This window comes from Pseudomonas sp. 21615526 (genome assembly GCF_013386245.1).
In the GTDB taxonomy this organism is placed as follows: Bacteria; Pseudomonadota; Gammaproteobacteria; order Pseudomonadales; family Pseudomonadaceae; genus Aquipseudomonas.
Genome location: NZ_JACAOM010000136.1, coordinates 13,198 through 32,461, shown reverse-complemented (window position 1 = coordinate 32,461; position 19,264 = coordinate 13,198). Strand labels below are relative to the sequence as shown.

19 protein-coding genes are annotated in these 19,264 nt (G+C 62.1%); 7 read left to right on the top strand and 12 right to left on the bottom strand.

What is annotated here, in order from left to right:
- Positions 1 to 14: 14 nt before the first annotated feature.
- Positions 15 to 1,403 (top strand): cysteine--tRNA ligase, encoded by a 1,389-nt coding sequence (gene cysS, locus HX786_RS28220; protein WP_008432427.1) that lies wholly within the window; start codon positions 15 to 17, stop codon positions 1,401 to 1,403.
- Positions 1,404 to 1,659: 256 nt separating this feature from the next.
- On the opposite strand, the gene HX786_RS28215 is transcribed toward cysS, so the two are convergent.
- Positions 1,660 to 2,211: a dihydrofolate reductase family protein gene (locus HX786_RS28215; protein ID WP_178912902.1), complete on the bottom strand. Its 552-nt coding sequence runs from the start codon at positions 2,209 to 2,211 to the stop codon at positions 1,660 to 1,662.
- 160 nt (positions 2,212 to 2,371) lie between these two features.
- Between HX786_RS28215 and lepB the strand changes: the two genes are divergently transcribed.
- Positions 2,372 to 3,040: a signal peptidase I gene (gene lepB, locus HX786_RS28210; RefSeq protein ID WP_177037194.1), complete on the top strand. Its 669-nt coding sequence runs from the start codon at positions 2,372 to 2,374 to the stop codon at positions 3,038 to 3,040.
- 8 nt (positions 3,041 to 3,048) lie between these two features.
- Here the strand turns inward: lepB and HX786_RS28205 are convergent, their stop codons facing one another.
- The 10 genes from HX786_RS28205 to HX786_RS28160 form a co-directional block, all read right to left on the bottom strand.
- Positions 3,049 to 3,636: a TetR/AcrR family transcriptional regulator gene (locus HX786_RS28205; protein ID WP_023658972.1), complete on the bottom strand. Its 588-nt coding sequence runs from the start codon at positions 3,634 to 3,636 to the stop codon at positions 3,049 to 3,051.
- A 31-nt stretch (positions 3,637 to 3,667) separates the two neighbouring features.
- Positions 3,668 to 4,420: a 3-oxoacyl-ACP reductase family protein gene (locus tag HX786_RS28200; RefSeq protein ID WP_003211759.1), complete on the bottom strand. Its 753-nt coding sequence runs from the start codon at positions 4,418 to 4,420 to the stop codon at positions 3,668 to 3,670.
- Between the two features lie 134 nt (positions 4,421 to 4,554).
- A complete protein-coding gene (locus HX786_RS28195) occupies positions 4,555 to 5,484 on the bottom strand; it encodes a hypothetical protein (RefSeq protein WP_008432438.1) in 930 nt (309 codons plus the stop codon).
- Positions 5,485 to 5,599: 115 nt separating this feature from the next.
- Positions 5,600 to 6,535, bottom strand: a complete 936-nt coding sequence (locus tag HX786_RS28190) for an alpha/beta hydrolase (protein WP_134326985.1) — start codon at positions 6,533 to 6,535, stop codon at positions 5,600 to 5,602.
- A 106-nt stretch (positions 6,536 to 6,641) separates the two neighbouring features.
- Positions 6,642 to 7,010 carry a Na+/H+ antiporter subunit G gene (locus tag HX786_RS28185; RefSeq protein ID WP_003211753.1) on the bottom strand — a complete coding sequence of 123 codons (369 nt, stop codon included), beginning with the start codon at positions 7,008 to 7,010 and terminating at the stop codon, positions 6,642 to 6,644.
- The gene (locus HX786_RS28180) at positions 7,007 to 7,285 is read right to left on the bottom strand and encodes a K+/H+ antiporter subunit F (RefSeq protein WP_003211751.1); all 279 of its coding nucleotides are present in this window, start codon (positions 7,283 to 7,285) and stop codon (positions 7,007 to 7,009) included. The genes HX786_RS28185 and HX786_RS28180 overlap by 4 nt, the downstream gene beginning before the upstream one ends.
- Positions 7,282 to 7,770, bottom strand: coding sequence for a Na+/H+ antiporter subunit E (locus tag HX786_RS28175; protein ID WP_178912901.1), 489 nt, complete (start codon positions 7,768 to 7,770; stop codon positions 7,282 to 7,284). The genes HX786_RS28180 and HX786_RS28175 overlap by 4 nt, the downstream gene beginning before the upstream one ends.
- On the bottom strand, positions 7,767 to 9,449 hold the full coding sequence (locus HX786_RS28170) for a monovalent cation/H+ antiporter subunit D (RefSeq protein ID WP_003211748.1): 1,683 nt from the start codon (positions 9,447 to 9,449) through the stop codon (positions 7,767 to 7,769). The genes HX786_RS28175 and HX786_RS28170 overlap by 4 nt, the downstream gene beginning before the upstream one ends.
- A complete protein-coding gene (locus HX786_RS28165) occupies positions 9,446 to 9,790 on the bottom strand; it encodes a Na+/H+ antiporter subunit C (protein WP_003192163.1) in 345 nt (114 codons plus the stop codon). The genes HX786_RS28170 and HX786_RS28165 overlap by 4 nt, the downstream gene beginning before the upstream one ends.
- Positions 9,790 to 12,711: a monovalent cation/H+ antiporter subunit A gene (locus HX786_RS28160; RefSeq protein ID WP_178912900.1), complete on the bottom strand. Its 2,922-nt coding sequence runs from the start codon at positions 12,709 to 12,711 to the stop codon at positions 9,790 to 9,792. Before HX786_RS28160 ends, HX786_RS28165 begins: the two co-directional genes overlap by 1 nt.
- Positions 12,712 to 12,897: 186 nt before the next feature.
- Here HX786_RS28160 and HX786_RS28155 point away from each other — a divergent pair, with 186 nt between their 5' ends.
- A complete protein-coding gene (locus HX786_RS28155) occupies positions 12,898 to 14,475 on the top strand; it encodes an ABC-F family ATP-binding cassette domain-containing protein (RefSeq protein ID WP_178903322.1) in 1,578 nt (525 codons plus the stop codon).
- A 6-nt stretch (positions 14,476 to 14,481) separates the two neighbouring features.
- Here the strand turns inward: HX786_RS28155 and HX786_RS28150 are convergent, their stop codons facing one another.
- Complete coding sequence (locus tag HX786_RS28150) at positions 14,482 to 15,402, bottom strand: DMT family transporter (RefSeq protein ID WP_008432448.1); 921 nt, start codon at positions 15,400 to 15,402, stop codon at positions 14,482 to 14,484.
- Positions 15,403 to 15,494: 92 nt separating this feature from the next.
- Between HX786_RS28150 and HX786_RS28145 the strand changes: the two genes are divergently transcribed.
- The 4 genes from HX786_RS28145 to HX786_RS28130 all read left to right on the top strand — a co-directional run bounded on the left by HX786_RS28145 (position 15,495) and on the right by HX786_RS28130 (position 19,178).
- Positions 15,495 to 16,058 carry a helix-turn-helix domain-containing protein gene (locus HX786_RS28145; RefSeq protein WP_003211741.1) on the top strand — a complete coding sequence of 188 codons (564 nt, stop codon included), beginning with the start codon at positions 15,495 to 15,497 and terminating at the stop codon, positions 16,056 to 16,058.
- 154 nt (positions 16,059 to 16,212) lie between these two features.
- A complete protein-coding gene (locus HX786_RS28140) occupies positions 16,213 to 17,409 on the top strand; it encodes an SfnB family sulfur acquisition oxidoreductase (RefSeq protein ID WP_177045376.1) in 1,197 nt (398 codons plus the stop codon).
- Positions 17,410 to 17,421: 12 nt separating this feature from the next.
- Positions 17,422 to 17,763, top strand: coding sequence for a hypothetical protein (locus tag HX786_RS28135; protein ID WP_003211737.1), 342 nt, complete (start codon positions 17,422 to 17,424; stop codon positions 17,761 to 17,763).
- On the top strand, positions 17,763 to 19,178 hold the full coding sequence (locus HX786_RS28130) for an LLM class flavin-dependent oxidoreductase (RefSeq protein ID WP_003211735.1): 1,416 nt from the start codon (positions 17,763 to 17,765) through the stop codon (positions 19,176 to 19,178). Before HX786_RS28135 ends, HX786_RS28130 begins: the two co-directional genes overlap by 1 nt.
- Positions 19,179 to 19,264 lie beyond the last annotated feature (86 nt).

The window sequence follows — 19,264 nt, the reverse complement described above, 5'->3', positions numbered from 1 at the left end:
TTTAAGGAACTGTCGTGCTAACGATCTACAACACACTCAGCAAGACCAAAGAAGTCTTCAAGCCGCTGGATGGCAACAAGGTGCGCATGTACGTGTGCGGCATGACCGTGTACGACTACTGCCACATCGGCCACGGCCGCAGCATGGTTGCCTTCGACCTGGTGACCCGCTGGTTGCGTTTCAGCGGTTATGACCTGACGTATGTGCGCAACATCACCGACATCGACGACAAGATCATCAATCGCGCCAACGAAAACGGCGAGTCGTTCGACGCGCTGACCGAGCGCATGATTGCTGCGATGCACGAGGACGAGGCACGCCTCAACATCCTCAAGCCGGACATGGAACCGCGCGCCACGGACCATATCCCGGGCATGCACGCGATGATCCAGACCCTGATCGACAAGGGTTACGCCTACGCCCCGGGCAATGGCGACGTGTACTACCGCGTCGCCAAGTTCATGGGCTACGGCAAGCTGTCGCGCAAGAAAATCGAAGACCTGCGCATCGGTGCGCGGATCGAAGTCGACGAAGCCAAGCAAGACCCGCTGGACTTCGTGCTGTGGAAAGGCACCAAGCCCGGCGAGCCGAGCTGGGAGTCGCCATGGGGCGCCGGGCGCCCGGGCTGGCACATCGAATGCTCGGTGATGTCCACCTGCTGCCTGGGCGAGACCTTCGACATTCATGGCGGCGGCAGCGACCTTGAGTTCCCGCACCACGAAAACGAAATCGCCCAGAGCGAAGCGGCCACCGGCAAGACCTACGCCAACGCGTGGATGCACTGCGGCATGATTCGCATCAATGGCGAGAAGATGTCCAAGTCCTTGAACAACTTCTTCACCATTCGCGACGTGCTGGAAAAGTATCACCCGGAAGTGGTGCGCTACCTGTTGGTGTCGAGCCATTACCGCAGCGCGATCAACTATTCGGAAGACAACCTCAAGGACGCCAAGGGCGCCCTGGAGCGTTTCTACCACGCGTTGAAAGGCCTGCCCTCCGTGGCGCCTGCGGGCGGCGAAGCGTTTGTCGCGCGGTTCACCGAAGTGATGAACGACGACTTCGGTACGCCTGAAGCCTGCGCGGTGCTGTTTGAAATGGTGCGCGAGATCAACCGCCTGCGCGAGAGCGATCTCGACGCAGCGGCGGGGCTTGCCGCACGTTTGAAAGAGCTGGCGAGCGTGCTGGGCGTATTGCAGATGGAAGCCGATGACTTCCTGCAGGCGGGCGCTGAAGGGCGTGTGGATGCCGCTGAAGTTGATGCGCTGATCCAGGCACGTTTGACTGCCCGGGCCAACAAGGACTGGGCGGAGTCTGACCGTATCCGTGACCAACTGACCGCGATGGGTGTGGTGTTGGAAGACGGGAAGGGCGGGACGACGTGGCGGTTGGCTGATCAGGCTTGATCGGTGATTGCTGAATGAAAAACGCCCCGACTGGTTCGGGGCGTTTTTTTTGGCCTGTCTATCCGTTATTCGGGTATTGGCTGCTATGGCGACCGCGCTTGCAGCGGACCACGGGCCGGACGCCTGTGCGGGGACATAGTTGACACATTCAAGGACAGATTAGGCCGGTTCAGGATCAAGCGCATAGCTGCTTAATGTGGGAGCTGGCTTGCCTGCGATACAGACACCTCGATTCAACCCAATCGCTCAATGAGCATCAGCGCTTGCCACCGACCTCATACCGGCTTTGAACAAACCCGTTATCCGACGCATACGTGCCGATATGCCGAAGCTCATGCTCGCCACCCAACTGGCTGAACAAGGGGATCCCCTGGCCCAGCACAATCGGAATACGCGTGATGATCATCTCGTCGATCAAACCCGCCTCAAGAAACGCCTGAATCGTCTGGCCTCCGTCGATATACAGGTGTTTCATCCCGCGCTCGGCCAACGCTGCCACGAGGCTGGTGACATCCTGGCTCACCACCTCAACCTTGCCCTTCAAAGCTGCAGGTAGCTCAACCGATTGGTGAGAGAGTGCTATGACCGGCGTGCCCTCATAGGGCCACTCCGGAAAGGACAACACTTTTTCCAGGGTCTTGCGGCCCATCACCAGCGCATCCACGCTGGCGATGAAGTGTTCATAGGTCACGCCGTTCAATTCGGCGCCTTCGTACTCAGGGCGATGAAGCCACTCGATATCACCATCTGGCCTGGCAATAAAGCCGTCGACGCTGGCTGCGATAAAGACCGAACATTTGCTATCCATGGGGCGTGAAACTCCTTTTCTGTGTGCTTGAAAATATCGACTGTCATGGGTCGGCAACGCTAATGTTAATTTAATCTTGCGATGCAATAAGCGAGCATTGCCAAAAATCACCGTGGGTACCCGGCGCAGGCCGGTGTCCCTTTTCGTATTGCGAGGCTCTATGCGCCGTTGGTTAATCCGCTACCGTTACGCGATCATTTTCTGGCTGTGCTTCGGGGTTTTCCGCACCTCCCTGGCTGACTGGAATCCCATCCCGTCCGGTTCCATGCGCCCGACGTTGCTTGAGGGCGATGTGGTGCTGGTCAATCGCGTTGCGTACGACCTCAAATTGCCCCTCACCGATATTTCCCTGGCGAGACTGGATAACCCCCAGCGCGGAGATGTCGTCACGTTCTCTTCGCCCAAGGACGGCACGCGCTTGATCAAACGCATTGTCGGTATCCCCGGCGATACCCTGGAAATGCGCGACGAGGTGTTGTGGGTCAACGGTACGCCGGCCACCTACAGTAATGGGCAGGACATCAGCGAGCCTATCGCGCCTGGCCAAACAGTTCCGGGTATCAAGGTGACGGAGCGTGCGAACAGCAGCCAGCGCACGGTACAGTTCATGCCGACAGTACGGGCGCTGCGCAATTTCGGCCCGGTGGTGGTGCCTGCCGACAGTTACTTCATGCTGGGCGACAATCGCGATAACAGCGATGACTCCCGTTATATCGGGTTCGTGCCGCGTCGGCTGTTGATCGGGCATGCGCACCATATCCTGGCGTCAGCGCAGATCCTGGACCACTGGATGCCACGATTGGGTCGATTTGGCGCGCCGATCCTGTAGTGGGCTGATCACGCGTTTGCGCTGAGCGCCCGCAGTGCAAAACCCGCAATGCGCTCCAGCTGCTCAGTGGTGGCGCCGCCCTTGCTGGCGACTTTCATGCCGCTGAGGGTGGCCATCAGAAAATCACACGCGCCCGAGCGATCGGTGCCGACGGTCAATTCGCCTTGTTCCTGCGCACGCTCCAGCGTCTGTTCGAATGCATTGCGCAAGCGTTCGGCGCTGTGGGCGGTGAGTTGATTGATCTCATCATCTTCCAGGCCGAACTCGCAGATGGCATTGACGCCCATGCAACCCGCCGTTCCTTCCCGCAGGGCGCGGGTGGCGAAGGATTGCAGGGTGTCGTGCAGTGCCTGCAGCGGGGTCGGGCCCTGGTTCAGGCGCTCGATCAAGTCGTCGACGCCGGTGCGCTGATACTCGGCCATCGCCAGCAGGTACAACTGACGTTTGTCGCCAAAGGTGTTGTACATGCTCTGGCGGCTCAGTCCCATGGCCTGCATCAGTTCTTCAGTCGAGGCCGCGGCAAAACCCTTGTCGCAGAAAACCCGGATGGCCTCGCGCAGCACCTGGTCGCGGTCGAATGCTCTGGGTCTTGCCATGGTTACCTCGGGGGAAATTGCAGGTGAAGGCTCAGGCCAGGTAGCCGCCATCGATGGTCATGCTTGCGCCGGTGACAAATGCCGCTTCTTCGGACGCGAGATAAGCAACCATGCCGGCAACATCGTCGGCGGTGCCCACGCGGCCCAAGGGAATCAGGCTTTTGATCATGTCCGCATGGGGCCCGTCTGCCGGGTTCATGTCGGTGCTGGTCGGGCCCGGCTGCACGTTGTTGACGGTGATGCCGCGCGGCGCGAAATCAATCGCCAGGCCGCGGATCATACCGGCGATCGCCGACTTCGTCATGCTATAGACGCTGGAGCCCGGGAAGCCCGAACGTTGGGCGACCACGCTGCCGACGGTGATTATTCGGTCACCCGTGTGCATCACCGCCGAGCTGGCCTTGGCCGCCGCAAACGTGGCCCGCACATTGACCGCAAACATTCGGTCGAAGTCTTCCAGGCTGAAGGTGTCGACGGTGCCCATCAGCAGGATCCCGGCGTTGTTGACCAGGATATTCAAGGCGCCGAAATGCTCGACAGTGGCCGCGACCGCCCGTTCTATTGCCGCCACATCGGCGCTGTCGGCCTGAATCGCCAAGGCTTTTCCGCCCTTGCTTTCGATCAGGCCAACCAGCGCTTGCGCCTTGTCGGCAGAGGAGGAATAGGTAAACGCGACCGCTGCACCTTCAGCTGCAAGCCGGCGGACAATCGCTTCGCCGATACCGCGGGAACCGCCGGTGACCAGGGCGACTTTGTGGTTGAAGCGAGGGGTGTGAGCTGTCATGGGGGAGGCCTGAGGTTTAGTGGATTAAATAATCCACTAAACCGTACCAGCCTGGAAATACTTAGCCAAGCTGTTTTTGGATTAATTAATCTTTAACTGCCGGATGTGCTCTCGAATCCTTCATCAGACGCCGGTCATTTCAGGTCGCTGTAGGTCAACCTGAACTCCGACAGCGCCGGGTGCTCGGTTTTCCACTGGCGGCCATACGCCTTGGCTGTTTCCATTTCTTCGGCAGTCAGCGCGCTGGCCAGTTGTTGCAGGTAGCCTGCGGCATCGGCGTGCCGTGGGTTTTGCCGGGTACTGTCCATGACCAGCCAGTAGAGCCCATAGGCGTGGATTTTGTTCTCGGGGTAGTGATAGCGGTTGGTGCCACTTTCATCGATATCGAACCCGCCGAGCGCACCGGCATAGGTCATGACGCCATCAAGGTCATTCAGCGCCAGCCGTTTTTCCAGGTGTATGCGCTGGTAGGAGAGGTTGCGGTAGTAGGTCTGCATGTTGGCCAGCCACTTCATCGCTGGCGGGAAGCCCTTGAAGGCCGCATACCTGAGCATGGAGTCGCGGTTGTCACTGGCCTCCGGGTTTTTGTCGTACAACAGCGCCGCAATGTAATAGGCCTCGGCGCAGCCGGCATCACCTGCCTTTCTCAGCCACGAGCGATCTTTGGTCAGTTCATACAGCTGCAGCATCGCTGCGCCGTCGCCAGCATCGGCACCTGCCTGGGCGAGGGCCTTGGCCTTGGCCAGGTTGGTTTCGCCACCCAGGCGCATCAGGGCGTACACATGATCCTGGGCAGCGGCCAGGCGGTACCACGCCTGGGCCTCGGGGTCGACACTGCCGACCCGGCGCCGGATGGCTTCGCCCAGGGCGTATTGGGACGGCGCATCGCCGGCCGAGGCGGAGATGGTCAGGTGGATTTCGCACTCTTCGAATTCACCGAGTTGATACAACTCGAGACCCCGCTGCTTGGCTGCCTGTTGCTGGCTCGTCAAATGTGAAATCAGCGCATTCAGCGAGTTGAGCAAATCAAACAGCGTGGTCAGTGCATCGGAATGGGTATACATGATCATTACCTGTATCGGGATACGTTGTCCGATAAAGGTAGGTGGGGCGGTGGGGCCCCAGGTGACAGATAGTTATCGGCAGGAGCGCTGCCTTTCCCGCGCTATGGGCAACCCCTCAAGCGCTACGGCTGCCACGTATTGCCTGGTCCAGAAACAACGCCGCATTCGCCACGGCCTGCATGCCTTCGGGCAAGATTGCCGCAAACAAATGCCAGACATGAAACATCCCGGGCCAAACCTCCAGCGACACGCGTACCCGGTTTTCCCCCAGGTGGGTGGCCAGGCGCATGGCGTCGCTGAGCATGACTTCGTTTTCGCCGATCTGCACCAGAATGGGCGGTAATCCCCGGACGTCCGCGAACACCGGCGACGCATCGGGATCATTCGGCAGCGCGCCATTGAGAAACGCTTTTGCAAGCAGCGTCAGCCCCAGTCGGGAGGCTTGCGGGTCGAGGCCGTCACGGTTGTCGATGGAGGCGCCGGTGTGTTCCAGGTTGGCCCACGGCGACAAGGCGGCGCCCCCGGCGGGCAGTGGCAGGCCTGCGTTGCGGGCCTTGACCATCACCGACACCACCATTGCGCCGCCGGCCGAATCGCCCGAGAACACGATGGACCTGGGGTCATTGCCTTGGTCGAGCAGCCAGCGATAAGCCTGCAACGTGTCATCAATAGGTACGGGGAACGGATGCTCGGGCGCCAGGCGGTAGTCGGGCAGGTAGACTTTTGCACCCAGCAGTTTTGCGAAGTGGCCGGCAAGGCCCAGGTAGCCCCGCGGGCTGCCGCCGACATAACCACCGCCGTGGATGTAAAGCAGCACCCGGTCACCCTCAAACCCATCAGGCACGACCATCATGCCCGGTACGCCACCCATATCGACGTCACAAAAGCTGACACCGACGGGAATCGGATGGGAACAAAGCACCTGCTCATAAGCCTTGCGCTGCTCATTGAGGGTGAGGGTGGTTTCCTGGCCCGTGAGAAATGGGCCGAAGTCAGCGGCGCAGGCAACCCACGCGTCGAGATGGGCCTGGACAAGGGGAGTGAATGCCATGGGGGAGAACCTCATAAAGTGATCCCGATACCGGGATTAGCGATTGAGGTTCTATTTTATGGATTCTATTGGAGAACGAATTTCACCACTGCGGCGCCTGTGGGGATCAGCTGCCGCTGTCAGTGCGACGGCTGCTGACTTCAGCCGGCACATCATCCCCGGCCATGCGCTTGCGGAACAACGCGGTGCGTGCCAGCAGCAACGTCGTCACCGGCACTGTGATCGACAGCAGGATCGGGATCAACCAACCGTGCAACACCGGCCCGGACTTGAGCACCGAAAAGTAGATGATCGAGGCCAGCGCCACACACCAGGCGCCCAAGGTCGAAGCCAACGCCGGCGGGTGCATGCGCTGGAAGAAGTCTTTCATCCGCAACAACCCAATCGCCCCAATCAGCGCAAACAGGCTGCTAAGCACCAACAATACCGCGACGATCACTTCAACCCACAGCGGCAACACGTCGACATTGATCATTCGATCACCTCCCCACGCAGCAGGAATTTCGCCAGGGCAAATGACCCCACAAAGCCAAACAGCGCAATCAACAGCGCCGCTTCAAAATACGTGTCACTGGCATACCGAATACCCAGCACCAGCATCATCAGCATGGCCAGGATGTACAGGTAATCCAGCGCCAGCACCCGGTCCTGGGCCGACGGGCCTTTGAACAGGCGCACCAGGGTAAGCACCATGGCCAGGGAGAACAGGAACAGGCTGAACAGGATCGCATTGGAGAGCAGGGCGCTCATTCGAAGATCTCCATCAGGGGCCGTTCGTAGGCGTGTTTGAAGTGCTCGATAAACTGCGCTTCGTCATCCAGGTCGAACACGTGGATCAGCAGGACGCTGCGGTCCAGGGCCAGTTCCGACCATACGGTGCCCGGCGTCACGCTGGTGATCATCGCCAGCACGGCCAGGCCGTTGGCATCCCGCAGGTCCAGGGGGATCTTGATAAAGCGCGAATGCGGTGGGCGCGAGCCGCAGGTCAGGATGCCCCAGGCCACGGCGAGGTTGGAGATGATCACGTCACGCCCCACCAGGAAGAACAACCGGATGATCACCCCCGGGCGGCGGATGCGGATCGGCAGCGGGCGCAACGGCGCCATCATCAGCGGTGCGGCAAAGCCGAGGATTGCCCCCAGCAGCAGGTTGCCGGGGCTGACGGACAGGTTCAGCACCAGCCACAACAACCACAATGCCAGTGACAGCCACGGGGCAGGGAACAGGCGCTTCATGGCTGCACCTCCAGGGCGGCGGCCTTGGCTTCAGGGCTCGGCACCGGACGCGTCGCCATGACCGCCATCACATAGTGTTCCGGGTTGTTCAGGCTCTCGGCGGCCGCCTGGGTATAGCGCATCAGCGGCTCGGCCTTGAAGGTCAGGGCGATGCTCAGGCCCAGCAGGAAGAAAATCGGCACGCATTCGAAGCGGCGCAGCAGCGGCGATGGACGTTCTTCCGGGGTCCAGAAGCGCTGGATGCCGAGGCGGGCGAAGGCGATCAGCGACGCCAGGCCGGAGAAGATCAGCAGTGCCACCAGGCCCCAGGCGGCCGGACGCACCGGTTCGTCGATGGCATTGCCCAGGCCCATCGGGTTGATCAAGGCGCTGAGCAGGCTGAGCTTGCCGATAAACCCGGACAGCGGCGGCATGCCGATGATCAGCAGGGCGCAGGCGATAAAACTCAGGCCGAGGAACGCCACCGTCCAGGGAATCACCTGGCCGACCACGGCTTTCTGTTCATCGTCGAGGTTGGTGCCGGGCGGTGGATGCAGGGATTCCATGGCCTTGGGCAGGGCTTCGATTTCGTCGTCCAGGGGCATGTCGTTGGCCGAGCGCGAACGCTCGATCAATTCGGCCAGCAGGAACAGCGCACTCAGCGCCAGGGTGGAGCTGACCAGATAAAACAGCGCCCCGGCGGTCAGGCTTGGCTGGGCAAAACCCACCGCCGACAGCAGGATCCCGGCGGACACCAGGATGCTCAGGCTGGCCATGCGTTCCAGGCGTTGCGCCGCGATCATCGCCAGCGCCGCGCAGACGATGGTTGCCATGCCGCCGTAGATCAGCCAGTCGCCGCCAAACAGTGCCGAGGCACCCGCCTGGCCGGAGAACAGCAGGTTCCACAGACGCAGCACGGTGTACACGCCGACCTTGGTCATGATCGCAAACATCGCCGCCACTGGCGCACTGGCCGAGGAGTAGGCAGGCGCCAGCCAGAAGTTCAGCGGCCACATCCCGGCCTTGGCCAGGAAGGCGACGGCGAGGATGCCCGCACCGGCATGCAGCAGGCCGCGATCGGCTTCCGGCACCAGGGGGATTTTCAGTGCCAGGTCGGCAAAGTTCAGGGTACCGGTGACGCCATAGATCAGCGCCGCGCCAATCAGGAACAAGGTCGAGGCCAGCAGGTTGATCGAGATGTAATGCAGCCCCGCCGACACCCGTGCCCGGCCGGAACCGTGGAGCATCAGGCCGTAGGAGGCCGCCAGCAGCACTTCGAAAAATACGAACAGGTTGAACAGGTCGGCGGTCAGAAAGGCGCCATACAGGCCCATCAGCTGAATCTGGAACAGCGCATGGAAACTGGTGCCGGCCCGATCCCAACGGGCCATGGCGAACAGCAGGGCGCTGACGCCAATGATCCCGGTGAGCACCAGCATCATCGCCGAGAGTTGGTCCACCACCAGCACGATGCCGAACGGCACCTGCCAGTTGCCCGGCAGGTACACACCGATGGAGCCGGGGCCGCCTTTCTGGGTCCAGTACAGCAACAGCACAGCGATGCCCAGGCCCACCATGCTGGAGAACAGGTTGATCCGCGCCTTGAGCGGGCGGTGCTTCTCTCCGAGCATCAGCATCAGCGCGGCGGTCAGCAACGGCAGCAGGATCGGCGCGATGATCAGTTGATTCATCCAGGTCATTCCTTGGGCTCCCGGCCGTCCACATGGTCAGTGCCGGTCAGGCCCCGGGATGCCAGCAGCACCACCAGGAACAGTGCGGTCATGGCGAAGCTGATCACGATTGCCGTCAGCACCAGGGCCTGGGGCAGCGGATCGGTGTAGTTGAGCAAGTCTTGCGGCACGCCATCCTTGATGATCGGCTCCTTGCCGATGAACAGGCTGCCCATGCTGAAGATGAACAGGTTGACCCCGTAGGAGAGCAGGCACAGGCCCATCACCACCTGGAACGTCCGTGGCCGCAGGATCAGCCAGACGCCGGAGGCCGCCAGGACCCCAATGGCAATTGCGATGACTTCTTCCATCAGGCGGCTCCTCCTGGGCTGGCAACGGCTTTCGCCTGGTTACTGGGTTTATGGGCGCGCACCGATTGGTGGCCGAGGGCGGTGAGCATCAGCAAGGTCGAGCCGACCACCATGGCGTATACGCCGACGTCAAAGAACAGCGCGCTGGCGACGTGGATGTCCCCCAGCACCGGCAGGCTGAAGTGCCAGGTGTGCGTGGTGAGGAACGGGTAGCCGGCAAACAGTGCGCCAAGCCCGGTCAACGTTGCCGACAGCAAGCCAAAGCCCATCCAGCGCATCGGCCGCAGGCTCATCTGGGCCTCGACCCACTGGGTACCGGCGACCATGTATTGCAGGATGAACGCGACGGACATCACCAGACCGGCGACAAACCCGCCGCCCGGTTGGTTGTGCCCACGCATGAACAGGTAGAACGAGACAACCAGCGCAATCGGCAGCAGCAGGCGCACCAGCACCGCCGGCACCATCATGAAGCCCAGGGCGGTGTCGCTGGCCTGGCGCGGGTTGATCAGGTCGGTGGCCACGTCGGGTGCCAGTTGGCGCTGTTGCGCGGGCAATTCCATGCTTTCCTTCGACGGGCGGAAGCGGCGCAGCAGGGCGTAGACGGTCAGCGCCACGGCGCCGAGCACGGTGATTTCTCCCAGGGTGTCGAAGCCCCGGAAGTCCACCAGCATCACGTTCACCACATTGCTGCCACCGCCTTCTGGCAGGGCACGGCTGAGGTAGAAGGAGGAGATGTCGTTGGGCGTCTGGCGGGTCAGCATCGCGTAGGAGAGCAGCGCCATGCCGCCACCGACCACGGTGGACAGCAGGAAGTCCCGCAGGCGGCGGATGCGTGCGTTGCGCAGCGAGCTGGGCAGTGGGGAAACTTCTTCGATCCGCCGTGGCAGCCAGCGCAGGCCCAGCAGGATCAGCACGGTGGTGACCACTTCCACCACCAGTTGCGTCAGCGCCAGGTCTGGCGCCGAGAACCAGACGAAGGTCACGCAGGTCACCATCCCGCACACGCTGACCATGGTCAGGGCTGCCAGCCGGTGGTACTTGGCTTGCCAGGCGGCGCCCAGGGCGCAGGCGATTGCCAGCAGCCACAGGGTGACGAACACGATGGAGCCCGGGATCTTCGGCCGGTCGCCCCAACTGATGCCGCTGTAGAGCATCGGGATCAACCCGGCGATCACCGCCGCCAGCACCAGCAGGAACAGCTGGGTTTGCAGGCGTTTGGTGCTGATGCGTTTTTCGATCTTGCGCACCCCGCGCATCATCACCACCAGGCAGCGCTCGAAGCCGCGCTTGCCGTTGAAGTAGCTGATGATCGGCGGGTATTTGAAGCGGCCCAACTTGAGTTGCTTGCGCAGCAGCAGATAGAGCACCACGCCGCCGGACATCGCCACCAGGCTCATGATCATCGGCGCGTTCCAGCCGTGCCAGATGGCGAGGCTGTATTCCGGCAGTTCGCCGCCGACCACCGGCAGGGCCGCTGCGGCGAGGATCGAACCGACCACCTGGGCCGGGAAAATCCCCACCAGCAGGCAGGTAAACACCAGCAACTCCACCGGCGCACGCATCCAGCGTGGTGGCTCGTGCGGGGTGTGAGGCAAGTTGGTGGCTTTAGGGCCGAAGAACACATCCACGGTAAAGCGCAGGGCATAGGCCACGCTGAAGGTACCGGCGATAGTCGCGATGACCGGCAGGGCGATTTCCACCCAGGCGGTGGCGGAGATGAACACGGTCTCGGCGAAGAACATTTCCTTGGACAGGAAACCGTTGAGCAGCGGCACGCCGGCCATGGACGCACTGGCGACCATCGCCAGGGTGGCGGTAAACGGAATCAGCTTGAACAGGCCGCTGAGCTTGCGGATGTCACGGGTGCCGCTTTCGTGGTCGATGATCCCCGCCGCCATGAACAGCGACGCCTTGAAAGTGGCGTGGTTAAGGATATGGAATACGGCGGCGACAGCGGCCAGCGGGCTGTTGAGGCCCAGCAGCAAGGTGATCAGCCCGAGGTGGCTGATGGTGGAGTAGGCCAGCAGGCCTTTGAGATCGTTCTGGAACATGGCGCAATAAGCGCCGAGCAGCAGGGTAATGGCACCGGCACCGCCGACAATCCAGAACCACTCTTCGCTGCCGGACAGCGACGGCCACAGGCGGGCCAGCAGGAACACGCCGGCCTTCACCATCGTTGCCGAGTGCAGGTAGGCCGACACCGGCGTCGGTGCAGCCATGGCGTGGGGCAGCCAGAAGTGGAAGGGGAATTGCGCGCTTTTGCTCAGGGCGCCGATCAGCACCAGGGCGAGCATGATCGGGTACAACGAATGGGCACGGATCTGATCACCGGCAGCCAGGACCTGGTCCAGGTCGTAGCTGCCGACGATATGCCCGAGCAGCATCACCCCCGCCAGCAGGCACAAGCCGCCCGCGCCGGTGACCATCAGCGCCATATAGGCGCCACGCCGGGCATCGGCGCGGTGGTGCCAGTAGCCGATCAGCAGGAACGAGAACAGGCTGGTGAGCTCCCAGAAAAACACGATCTGGATCAGGTTGCCGGAGATCACCAGGCCGAGCATCGCACCCATGAAGGCCAGGAAAAACGCGAAGAAGCGCGGCACCGGGTCTTCCGGCGACATGTAATACCGGGCGTACAGCGACACCAGGGTCCCGATGCCCAGCACCAGCATCGAGAACAACCAGGCAAAACCGTCCATGCGCAATACGAAGTTCAGCCCGAGGCTGGGCAACCACATGAATTCTTCACGTATCACGCCACCATGGGCGATCTGGGGGTACAGCAGGGCGACTTGAACCGTCCCGACCAGGGCCACAAGGCCGGCCAGCAGGGACTCTGTGTTGCGTGCGTTGTGCGGCAGCAAGGCCGCCAGACAGCTGCCGATAAAAGGCAGAAGCAGTAGAACTATCAGGGACATAGGCTTCTAATCTGCGGGAGTTTGGGATGCATCATACGTGCCGGAATCTTGATCACCAAACGGCAAGATGTGGCAGGATCCTACAAGGTAGGCTGAAAAAGGCTGTTTGGCATTGTTTCAATGCCCGTATCCAGGGCAGGTATGCTGTTCAGAGGTTTTTTTCAGCCTGTTGCATAAGGACGTGTGATGACCCAGCGATTGCTCCACCTTGACCATGTCGCCTGCAGCCTGCCGGATGGACGCAGCCTGTTCGACAATCTGAACCATGCCTTCAGCGCCCGGGCGACCGGCCTCGTGGGGGCCAACGGGACGGGCAAGTCCTTGCTGGGCGCAATGCTCGCGGGCACCCTGCAGCCCACCCGCGGGCATGTGCGCCGCGAGGGCAGTGTGTACGCGGTGACGCAACTATTGGAGCCCGAACGCTATTCCAGCGTGGCGGCGCTGGCAGGTGTCGACCAAGTGCTGGCGGCGTTGGCGCGCATCGCCGAGGGCAGCGTGGACGAACAGGACCATGCACTGGCCGTTGATCAATGGGATTGCGCGCCTCGACTGGCGGCGGCCCTGGAGCAAATCGGCCTGGGGCACTTGACTGCCGACTCGCCAACCGCGGCCCTCAGTGGCGGCGAACGCCAGCGCGTCGCTTTGCTGGGCGCCTGGTTGTCGAGGGCAGACTGGTTGATCCTCGATGAGCCCAGCAACCACCTGGACATCGATCAGCAGCACAAGCTTGCCCAGCAGATTGATCGGTGGCCCGGCGGCCTGGTGCTGATCAGCCATGATCGCGGGTTGCTGGAGCACATGGACGAGATTGTCGAACTGTCGCCCAAGGGCTTGGCGGTGTACGGCGGTAATTACAGCCACTATGCGGCGACACGGGAGCAGGAGCAGCAGGCGTTCCAGTCGGCGTTGCAGGGGGAGCGCGCGCACGCCAAACGTGAACAACGTGAAGCGGTCATCCAAATGGAGCGTCAGCAACGCCGCAATGCCCGGGGCGACCGCCAGGCCCGGGATGGCAACCAGACCAAACTGATCACCAACGCCCAGAAAGAGCGCAGTGAAAACAGCCAGGGCAAGTTGCGCCTCAACCAGCAGCTGGCGCGTGAGCAGCAACAGCAACGGATCGCCGAGGCGCGTGCGCGGTGTGCGCCCGAGATCCAGCGCATGATGCTGTCGCCGGAAAGCGTGGTGCCCCAGGGCAAGCTGGTGCTGCAGTTGAACGACGTGGTGTTGCCGTTTGGCAGCCCGGCGCCGATCAATCTCACCCTGACCGGCCCGACGCGCATGGCGATCCTGGGAGCCAATGGCAGTGGCAAGTCGACCCTGCTGCGGGTGATTGCCGGCCAGTTGCCGGTGGCTGCCGGTGAGTTGGCGCGCAGTTGCCATATCGGCTGGCTGGACCAACACGCCGGGCTGGAGCACCCCGAGCGCACGGCGGTGCAATGGCTTTACGAAAGTAATCCGCTACTGGCGGAAAGCGAAGCGCGTACCCGGCTGGCGCAAATGGGCATCGATGCCGACCGGGCGGTCCTCGATACGCGCCAACTGAGCGGCGGCGAGCGTCTGAAAATTGCCCTGGCCGCACAGCTCTACGCCGAGCATCCGCCGCAATTGTTGTTGCTGGACGAACCCGACAACCATCTGGACTTGCCCAGCCGGATTGCCCTGGAGCAAATGCTCAATCAGTACCAGGGCGCGCTGATCGTGGTGTCCCATGACGAGGCGTTCCTGCAGGCCATCAACCTGGACGGTGAGTTGCGCCTCTGAGGCCGCTTAACCCTGGTTTTCATGTTCCAGTTCGGCCTGGGGCTCGGCGAGCCGCTGCCGGCGGGTTTTCATCTCACTGACAATCACCGCCGCCACGATCAACGCCGCGCCCACCATGGCAATCGGCGGGAAGCGCTCCCCGGCAATCCGCCCGACTACGCCGGCCCACACCGGCTCCCCGGCATAAATCAGCGTGGCGCGAGTCGGCGAGACGCTTTTCTGCGCCCAGTTCATCGCCACCTGAATCACCGCGCTGGTCAGCCCCAGGCCCACCGCGCTGAACAGCAGCAACCAGGAAAACCCCGGCAGTGCCTCGCCCATCGGCACCACCATCAGGAACGACAGCACCGACGCCGTGGCCAGTTGCACCACCGTTACCCGGCGTACATCCACCTGCCCGGCAAAGGCGCTGATCAGGATGATCTCGGCGGCAATTGCTACCGCACCGATCAACGTGGCGATTTCACCGGGGCTGAAATTCAATGATGCCCCGGCCGGGCCGGTCAGCAGCATCAGCCCGGTAAACGCGAGCATGATGCCGATGCTCGGCATCAACCCCGGCCGCCGTCCCAGTACCAGCCATTGCAGCAGCGGCACGAATGGCACATACAGCGCAGTAATAAATGCCGACTGGCTGCTCAGGATCGTCTGCAAGCCAATGGTCTGCAAACCGTAGCCGAACATGATCGCCACACCGATAAAGCAGCCAGCCTTCAATTCAAACAGCGTCAGGTTCCGCAGGCTGCGGAATGAGAACGCCCCGACGATGAGCGCCGCCGCAGCAAAACGCAGGCCGACGAAAAACATCGGGCCGCTGACCGCCATGGCGTGCTGCACCAGCAAAAAGGTGCCGCCCCAAAACATGGTGATCACCACCAATACACATTCGGCTTTGCTGAAACGGGAAAACAACGGGGAGGTGGTCATGGCGGCTCGGTCTTGCACAGGAAGGGCGCGGACCGCACAATGCGCCGCAAGCTGGGCAGTATACTGCGCAACCCCACCCTGTGAGCAATATAGTGCACAAAGAAAATCCGCAACGGGCCTCGGTCCTGCAACACGTCAGCCAGAACGTTCGGCGCCTGCGCCATGCGGCTGAGTTGAGCCAGACGGCGCTGTCCGAAAAATCCGGCGTCAGCCGGCGCATGCTGGTGGCAATCGAGGCGGGGGAGAAAAACGTCAGCCTGTCGACGCTCGACCGGGTGGCCGAAGCCCTGGACGTGGCCTTCAGCGACTTGATCCAGGCCCCGGATGCCGCTGATCACAGCCGTATCAACGAACTGGCCTGGGCCGGTGACATCCCCGGCAGCAAAGCCGTGCTGCTGGCCAAGGCCACCGCGCGTCGCGAGGTGGAACTATGGGAGATGCGCCTGGAGCCCGGCGATCGCTACATGCCTGAACCGGACCCCGAGGGTTGGAGCGTGCAGTTGTTTGTGTTCGAAGGCACCCTGACGCTGGTGCTGGGGGATGAGGAAAAAAACGTCGCCACCGGTGAGTTCCTGATGTTCGCCAGCCGCTACCTTCACGCCTATCGCAATGACGGCGACGTGGCGGTGCGGTTTGTGCGCAACGTGGTGATTTAACTGTTGGCAGCGCAACAGTGGTTGGACACTTTGCTGTTTTGAACCGCCAACGACTTCCCTGATATACCGGCAACCCGCTGATTTCATTGCACATTGCATTCGGGCACGACTCCTGCAATCACTCCAGTATCTCTCTGGAGCCTGGAGTCGGCCCATGTCAGCCCAACCCCTACAACCTGCCCACATCATCCGTTCGGACGCCGAGGCCATTGCGGTTGCCACCGAGTTGGCCAAGCGTTTTGCCGTGGACGCCGGCGTGCGCGACCGCGAGCGACGCCTGCCGGTGGCCGAGCTGGACGAATTCTCTGCCAGTGGCCTGTGGGGCATCACCATTCCCAAGGCCTACGGCGGCGCGGGAGTGTCCTATGTGACGGTGGCCGAGGTGATCAAGCTGATCTCCGCTGCCGACCCGTCCCTGGGGCAGATTCCGCAGAACCACCTGGGCGTCGTCGACATCCTCCTGCAAACCGCCAGCGAGGAGCAAAAGCAGCACTACTTCGCCAAGGTCCTGCAGGGCTATCGGTTTGGCAATGCCTTCTCCGAAGCCAAGAGCAAGAACGCCGGCACGTTTGACACACAAGTGCGCTTTGACGGCGACAGTGCGTACATCAACGGCGAGAAGTTCTACTGCACCGGCGCACTGTTCGCCCATATCGTGCCGACGGTGGGCGTCAACGAAAAGGACCAGGCGTTCATCGCCTTTGTCGAACGGGACGCGCCGGGCCTGCAAGTGATCGACAGCTGGGACGGCTTCGGCCAGCGCACCACCGCCAGCGGCGGCGTGACCCTCGACGGTGTGAAGGTGCCGCTGAGTGCGGTGATCCCCGCGCACCAGGCCTTCGACCAACCCACCGCCAACGGCCCGATTTCGCAGATCATCCAGGCGGCCGTCGACACCGGCATCGCCCTCGGGGCCCTGGAACAAGCCAAGATTCATGCACGCCAGGCCCGGCCCTGGATCGACAGCCAGCAGGATCACGGCTGGCAAGACCCGTTCACCATCGCCGCCATCGGCGACCTGGAATGGCGGGTCCACGGCACCGAAGCGATCCTCGCCAAGGCCGGCATTGCCGTCGACCAGGCCCTGGCCAACCCCAACGAAGACACCGTGGCCAATGCCTCGTTGGTCGTCGCCCAGGCCAAAGTGCTGTCGGCGGAAACCGCCTTGCTCGCCAGCAGCAAACTCTTCGAGCTGGCCGGCACCCGCTCGGTGTCCGGCAAGCACAACCTCGACCGCTTCTGGCGCAACGCACGTACCCACACCCTGCACGACCCGGCCCGCTGGAAATACCACCTGATCGGCAACTTCGTGCTCAACGGCGTCAAGCCCGCACGCCATGCCTGGAACTGAGGAGCTGCATCCATGACCGCACTGAATCAGGCGCGCCAACTGCTGGAAAGCACCCGGCGCTTTGTCGAGAAAAGTGATGACCCCTACGTGATCAGCCGCTTTGGCGATTTGCAGATTCGCGTGGAGGTAGCGGCTGCTTTGTTTGAGCGTGCCGAAACCCACCCAGGCCCGGTGGCCCTCACAGAAGCCCAGATAGCGGCTGCCGAGGCCCTCATCGCTGTCAGCAACGCCGAATTCGAACTCACCGGCCAGCGTACTGCGCTGCCGCCGACCCTTGATGATCCCCTGCGCTGGAAATACCAGATTGTCGGCAACTACCACCTCAACGGTGTCGCCCCCCGGAGTAACGTTTAATGCCTCGTGAAATCCGTTTGAATGCCTTCGACATGAACTGTGTCGGCCACCAGTCGCCGGGCCTGTGGGCCCACCCGCGTGACCGCTCATGGCAGTACAAGGACCTGGAATATTGGACCGACCTGGCAAAAATTCTCGAGCGCGGCAAGTTCGACGGCCTGTTCATCGCCGACGTGCTGGGCATCTACGACGTCTATAACGGCAACGGTGACGCAGCGATTCGCCAGGCGACCCAGGTGCCGGTCAACGACCCGCTGTCGCTGATCGCACCCATGGCGCTGGTCACCGAACACCTGGGTTTTGGCCTCACCGCTTCACTGTCCTTCGAACACCCGTACCCGTTCGCCCGGCGCCTTTCCACCCTCGACCACCTGACCAAGGGCCGCGTCGGCTGGAACATCGTCACCTCGTACCTGGAAAGCGGCGCGAAGAACCTCGGCCAGAAAGCCCAGACCGAACACGATGCGCGCTACGACTACGCCGAGGAATACCTGGAGGTTTGCTACAAGCTCTGGGAAGGCAGCTGGGAAGAGGGCGCGGTGTTACGCGACCGCGAACGGCGGATCTTCAGCGACCCGAGCAAGATCCACGAGATCCGCCACGTCGGCAAACACTTCCAGGTGCCCGGCATTCACCTGTGCGAGCCTTCGCCACAACGCACGCCGGTGCTTTACCAGGCCGGCGCTTCCAGCCGGGGCAAACAGTTCGCCGCCGAGCAGGCCGAATGCGTGTTCGTCGCCGCGCCGTCGAAAGTGCTGCTGAAGAAAACCGTTGCCGATATCCGCCGCCGTGCGGCCGAGGCGGGGCGTGACCCGAAGAAAATCCTGATCTTCAACTTGCAGACGGTGATCGTTGGCGAGACCGATGCCAAGGCCAAGGCCAAATTCGACGAATACAAATCCTATGTCAGCTACGAAGGCGCGATGGCCCTGATCTCCGGCTGGACCGGCATCGACTTCAGCCAGTTCAAGCCCGATGAACCCCTCAAGCATGTGCATACCAACGCCATTCAATCGGCGGTGGAAGCCTTCTCCACTGCCGACCCGAACAAGGTCTGGACCCCGAATGAACTGGCAGACTGGGTGGGCATCGGCGGCTTCGGCCCGTTGTTCGTCGGCGGCCCTGAAACCGTGGCCGATCTGTTGCAGGAATGGGTTGAAGAGACCGATGTGGACGGCTTCAACCTGGCCTATGCACTGACCCACGAGACCTTTATCGACGCGGTCGAGTTGCTGGTGCCCGAGTTGCAGAAGCGCGGCGTGTACAAGACCGAATATGCCCAGGGCACCCTGCGGGAGAAATTGTTTGGGGACGGCGCGCGGTTGGCGGACAACCATCCGGGGGCCAGCTATCGTGATTTGTCGGGTGTACATAAAACAAATGTGGGAGCGGGCTTGCTCGCGAATGCGGACTGACATTCAGCATTGATGTTGCCTGACGCACCGTTTTCGCGAGCGAGTCGAGCCGTCCCACCGCCGCCCACATAAATCCGGCCAGCGGA

Excerpts from the sequence above, each read along its gene's own strand:
- HX786_RS28215 (WP_178912902.1), bottom strand. The coding sequence starts at position 2,211 with ATGGATAGCAAATGTTCGGTCTTTATCGCAGCCAGCGTCGACGGCTTT.
- lepB (WP_177037194.1), top strand. The coding sequence starts at position 2,372 with ATGCGCCGTTGGTTAATCCGCTACCGTTACGCGATCATTTTCTGGCTG.
- HX786_RS28205 (WP_023658972.1), bottom strand. The coding sequence starts at position 3,636 with ATGGCAAGACCCAGAGCATTCGACCGCGACCAGGTGCTGCGCGAGGCC.
- HX786_RS28200 (WP_003211759.1), bottom strand. The coding sequence starts at position 4,420 with ATGACAGCTCACACCCCTCGCTTCAACCACAAAGTCGCCCTGGTCACC.
- HX786_RS28195 (WP_008432438.1), bottom strand. The coding sequence starts at position 5,484 with ATGTATACCCATTCCGATGCACTGACCACGCTGTTTGATTTGCTCAAC.
- HX786_RS28190 (WP_134326985.1), bottom strand. The coding sequence starts at position 6,535 with ATGGCATTCACTCCCCTTGTCCAGGCCCATCTCGACGCGTGGGTTGCC.
- HX786_RS28185 (WP_003211753.1), bottom strand. The coding sequence starts at position 7,010 with ATGATCAATGTCGACGTGTTGCCGCTGTGGGTTGAAGTGATCGTCGCG.
- HX786_RS28180 (WP_003211751.1), bottom strand. The coding sequence starts at position 7,285 with ATGAGCGCCCTGCTCTCCAATGCGATCCTGTTCAGCCTGTTCCTGTTC.
- HX786_RS28175 (WP_178912901.1), bottom strand. The coding sequence starts at position 7,770 with ATGAAGCGCCTGTTCCCTGCCCCGTGGCTGTCACTGGCATTGTGGTTG.
- HX786_RS28170 (WP_003211748.1), bottom strand. The coding sequence starts at position 9,449 with ATGACCTGGATGAATCAACTGATCATCGCGCCGATCCTGCTGCCGTTG.
- HX786_RS28165 (WP_003192163.1), bottom strand. The coding sequence starts at position 9,790 with ATGGAAGAAGTCATCGCAATTGCCATTGGGGTCCTGGCGGCCTCCGGC.
- HX786_RS28160 (WP_178912900.1), bottom strand. The coding sequence starts at position 12,711 with ATGTCCCTGATAGTTCTACTGCTTCTGCCTTTTATCGGCAGCTGTCTG.
- HX786_RS28155 (WP_178903322.1), top strand. The coding sequence starts at position 12,898 with ATGACCCAGCGATTGCTCCACCTTGACCATGTCGCCTGCAGCCTGCCG.
- HX786_RS28150 (WP_008432448.1), bottom strand. The coding sequence starts at position 15,402 with ATGACCACCTCCCCGTTGTTTTCCCGTTTCAGCAAAGCCGAATGTGTA.
- HX786_RS28140 (WP_177045376.1), top strand. The coding sequence starts at position 16,213 with ATGTCAGCCCAACCCCTACAACCTGCCCACATCATCCGTTCGGACGCC.
- HX786_RS28135 (WP_003211737.1), top strand. The coding sequence starts at position 17,422 with ATGACCGCACTGAATCAGGCGCGCCAACTGCTGGAAAGCACCCGGCGC.
- HX786_RS28130 (WP_003211735.1), top strand. The coding sequence starts at position 17,763 with ATGCCTCGTGAAATCCGTTTGAATGCCTTCGACATGAACTGTGTCGGC.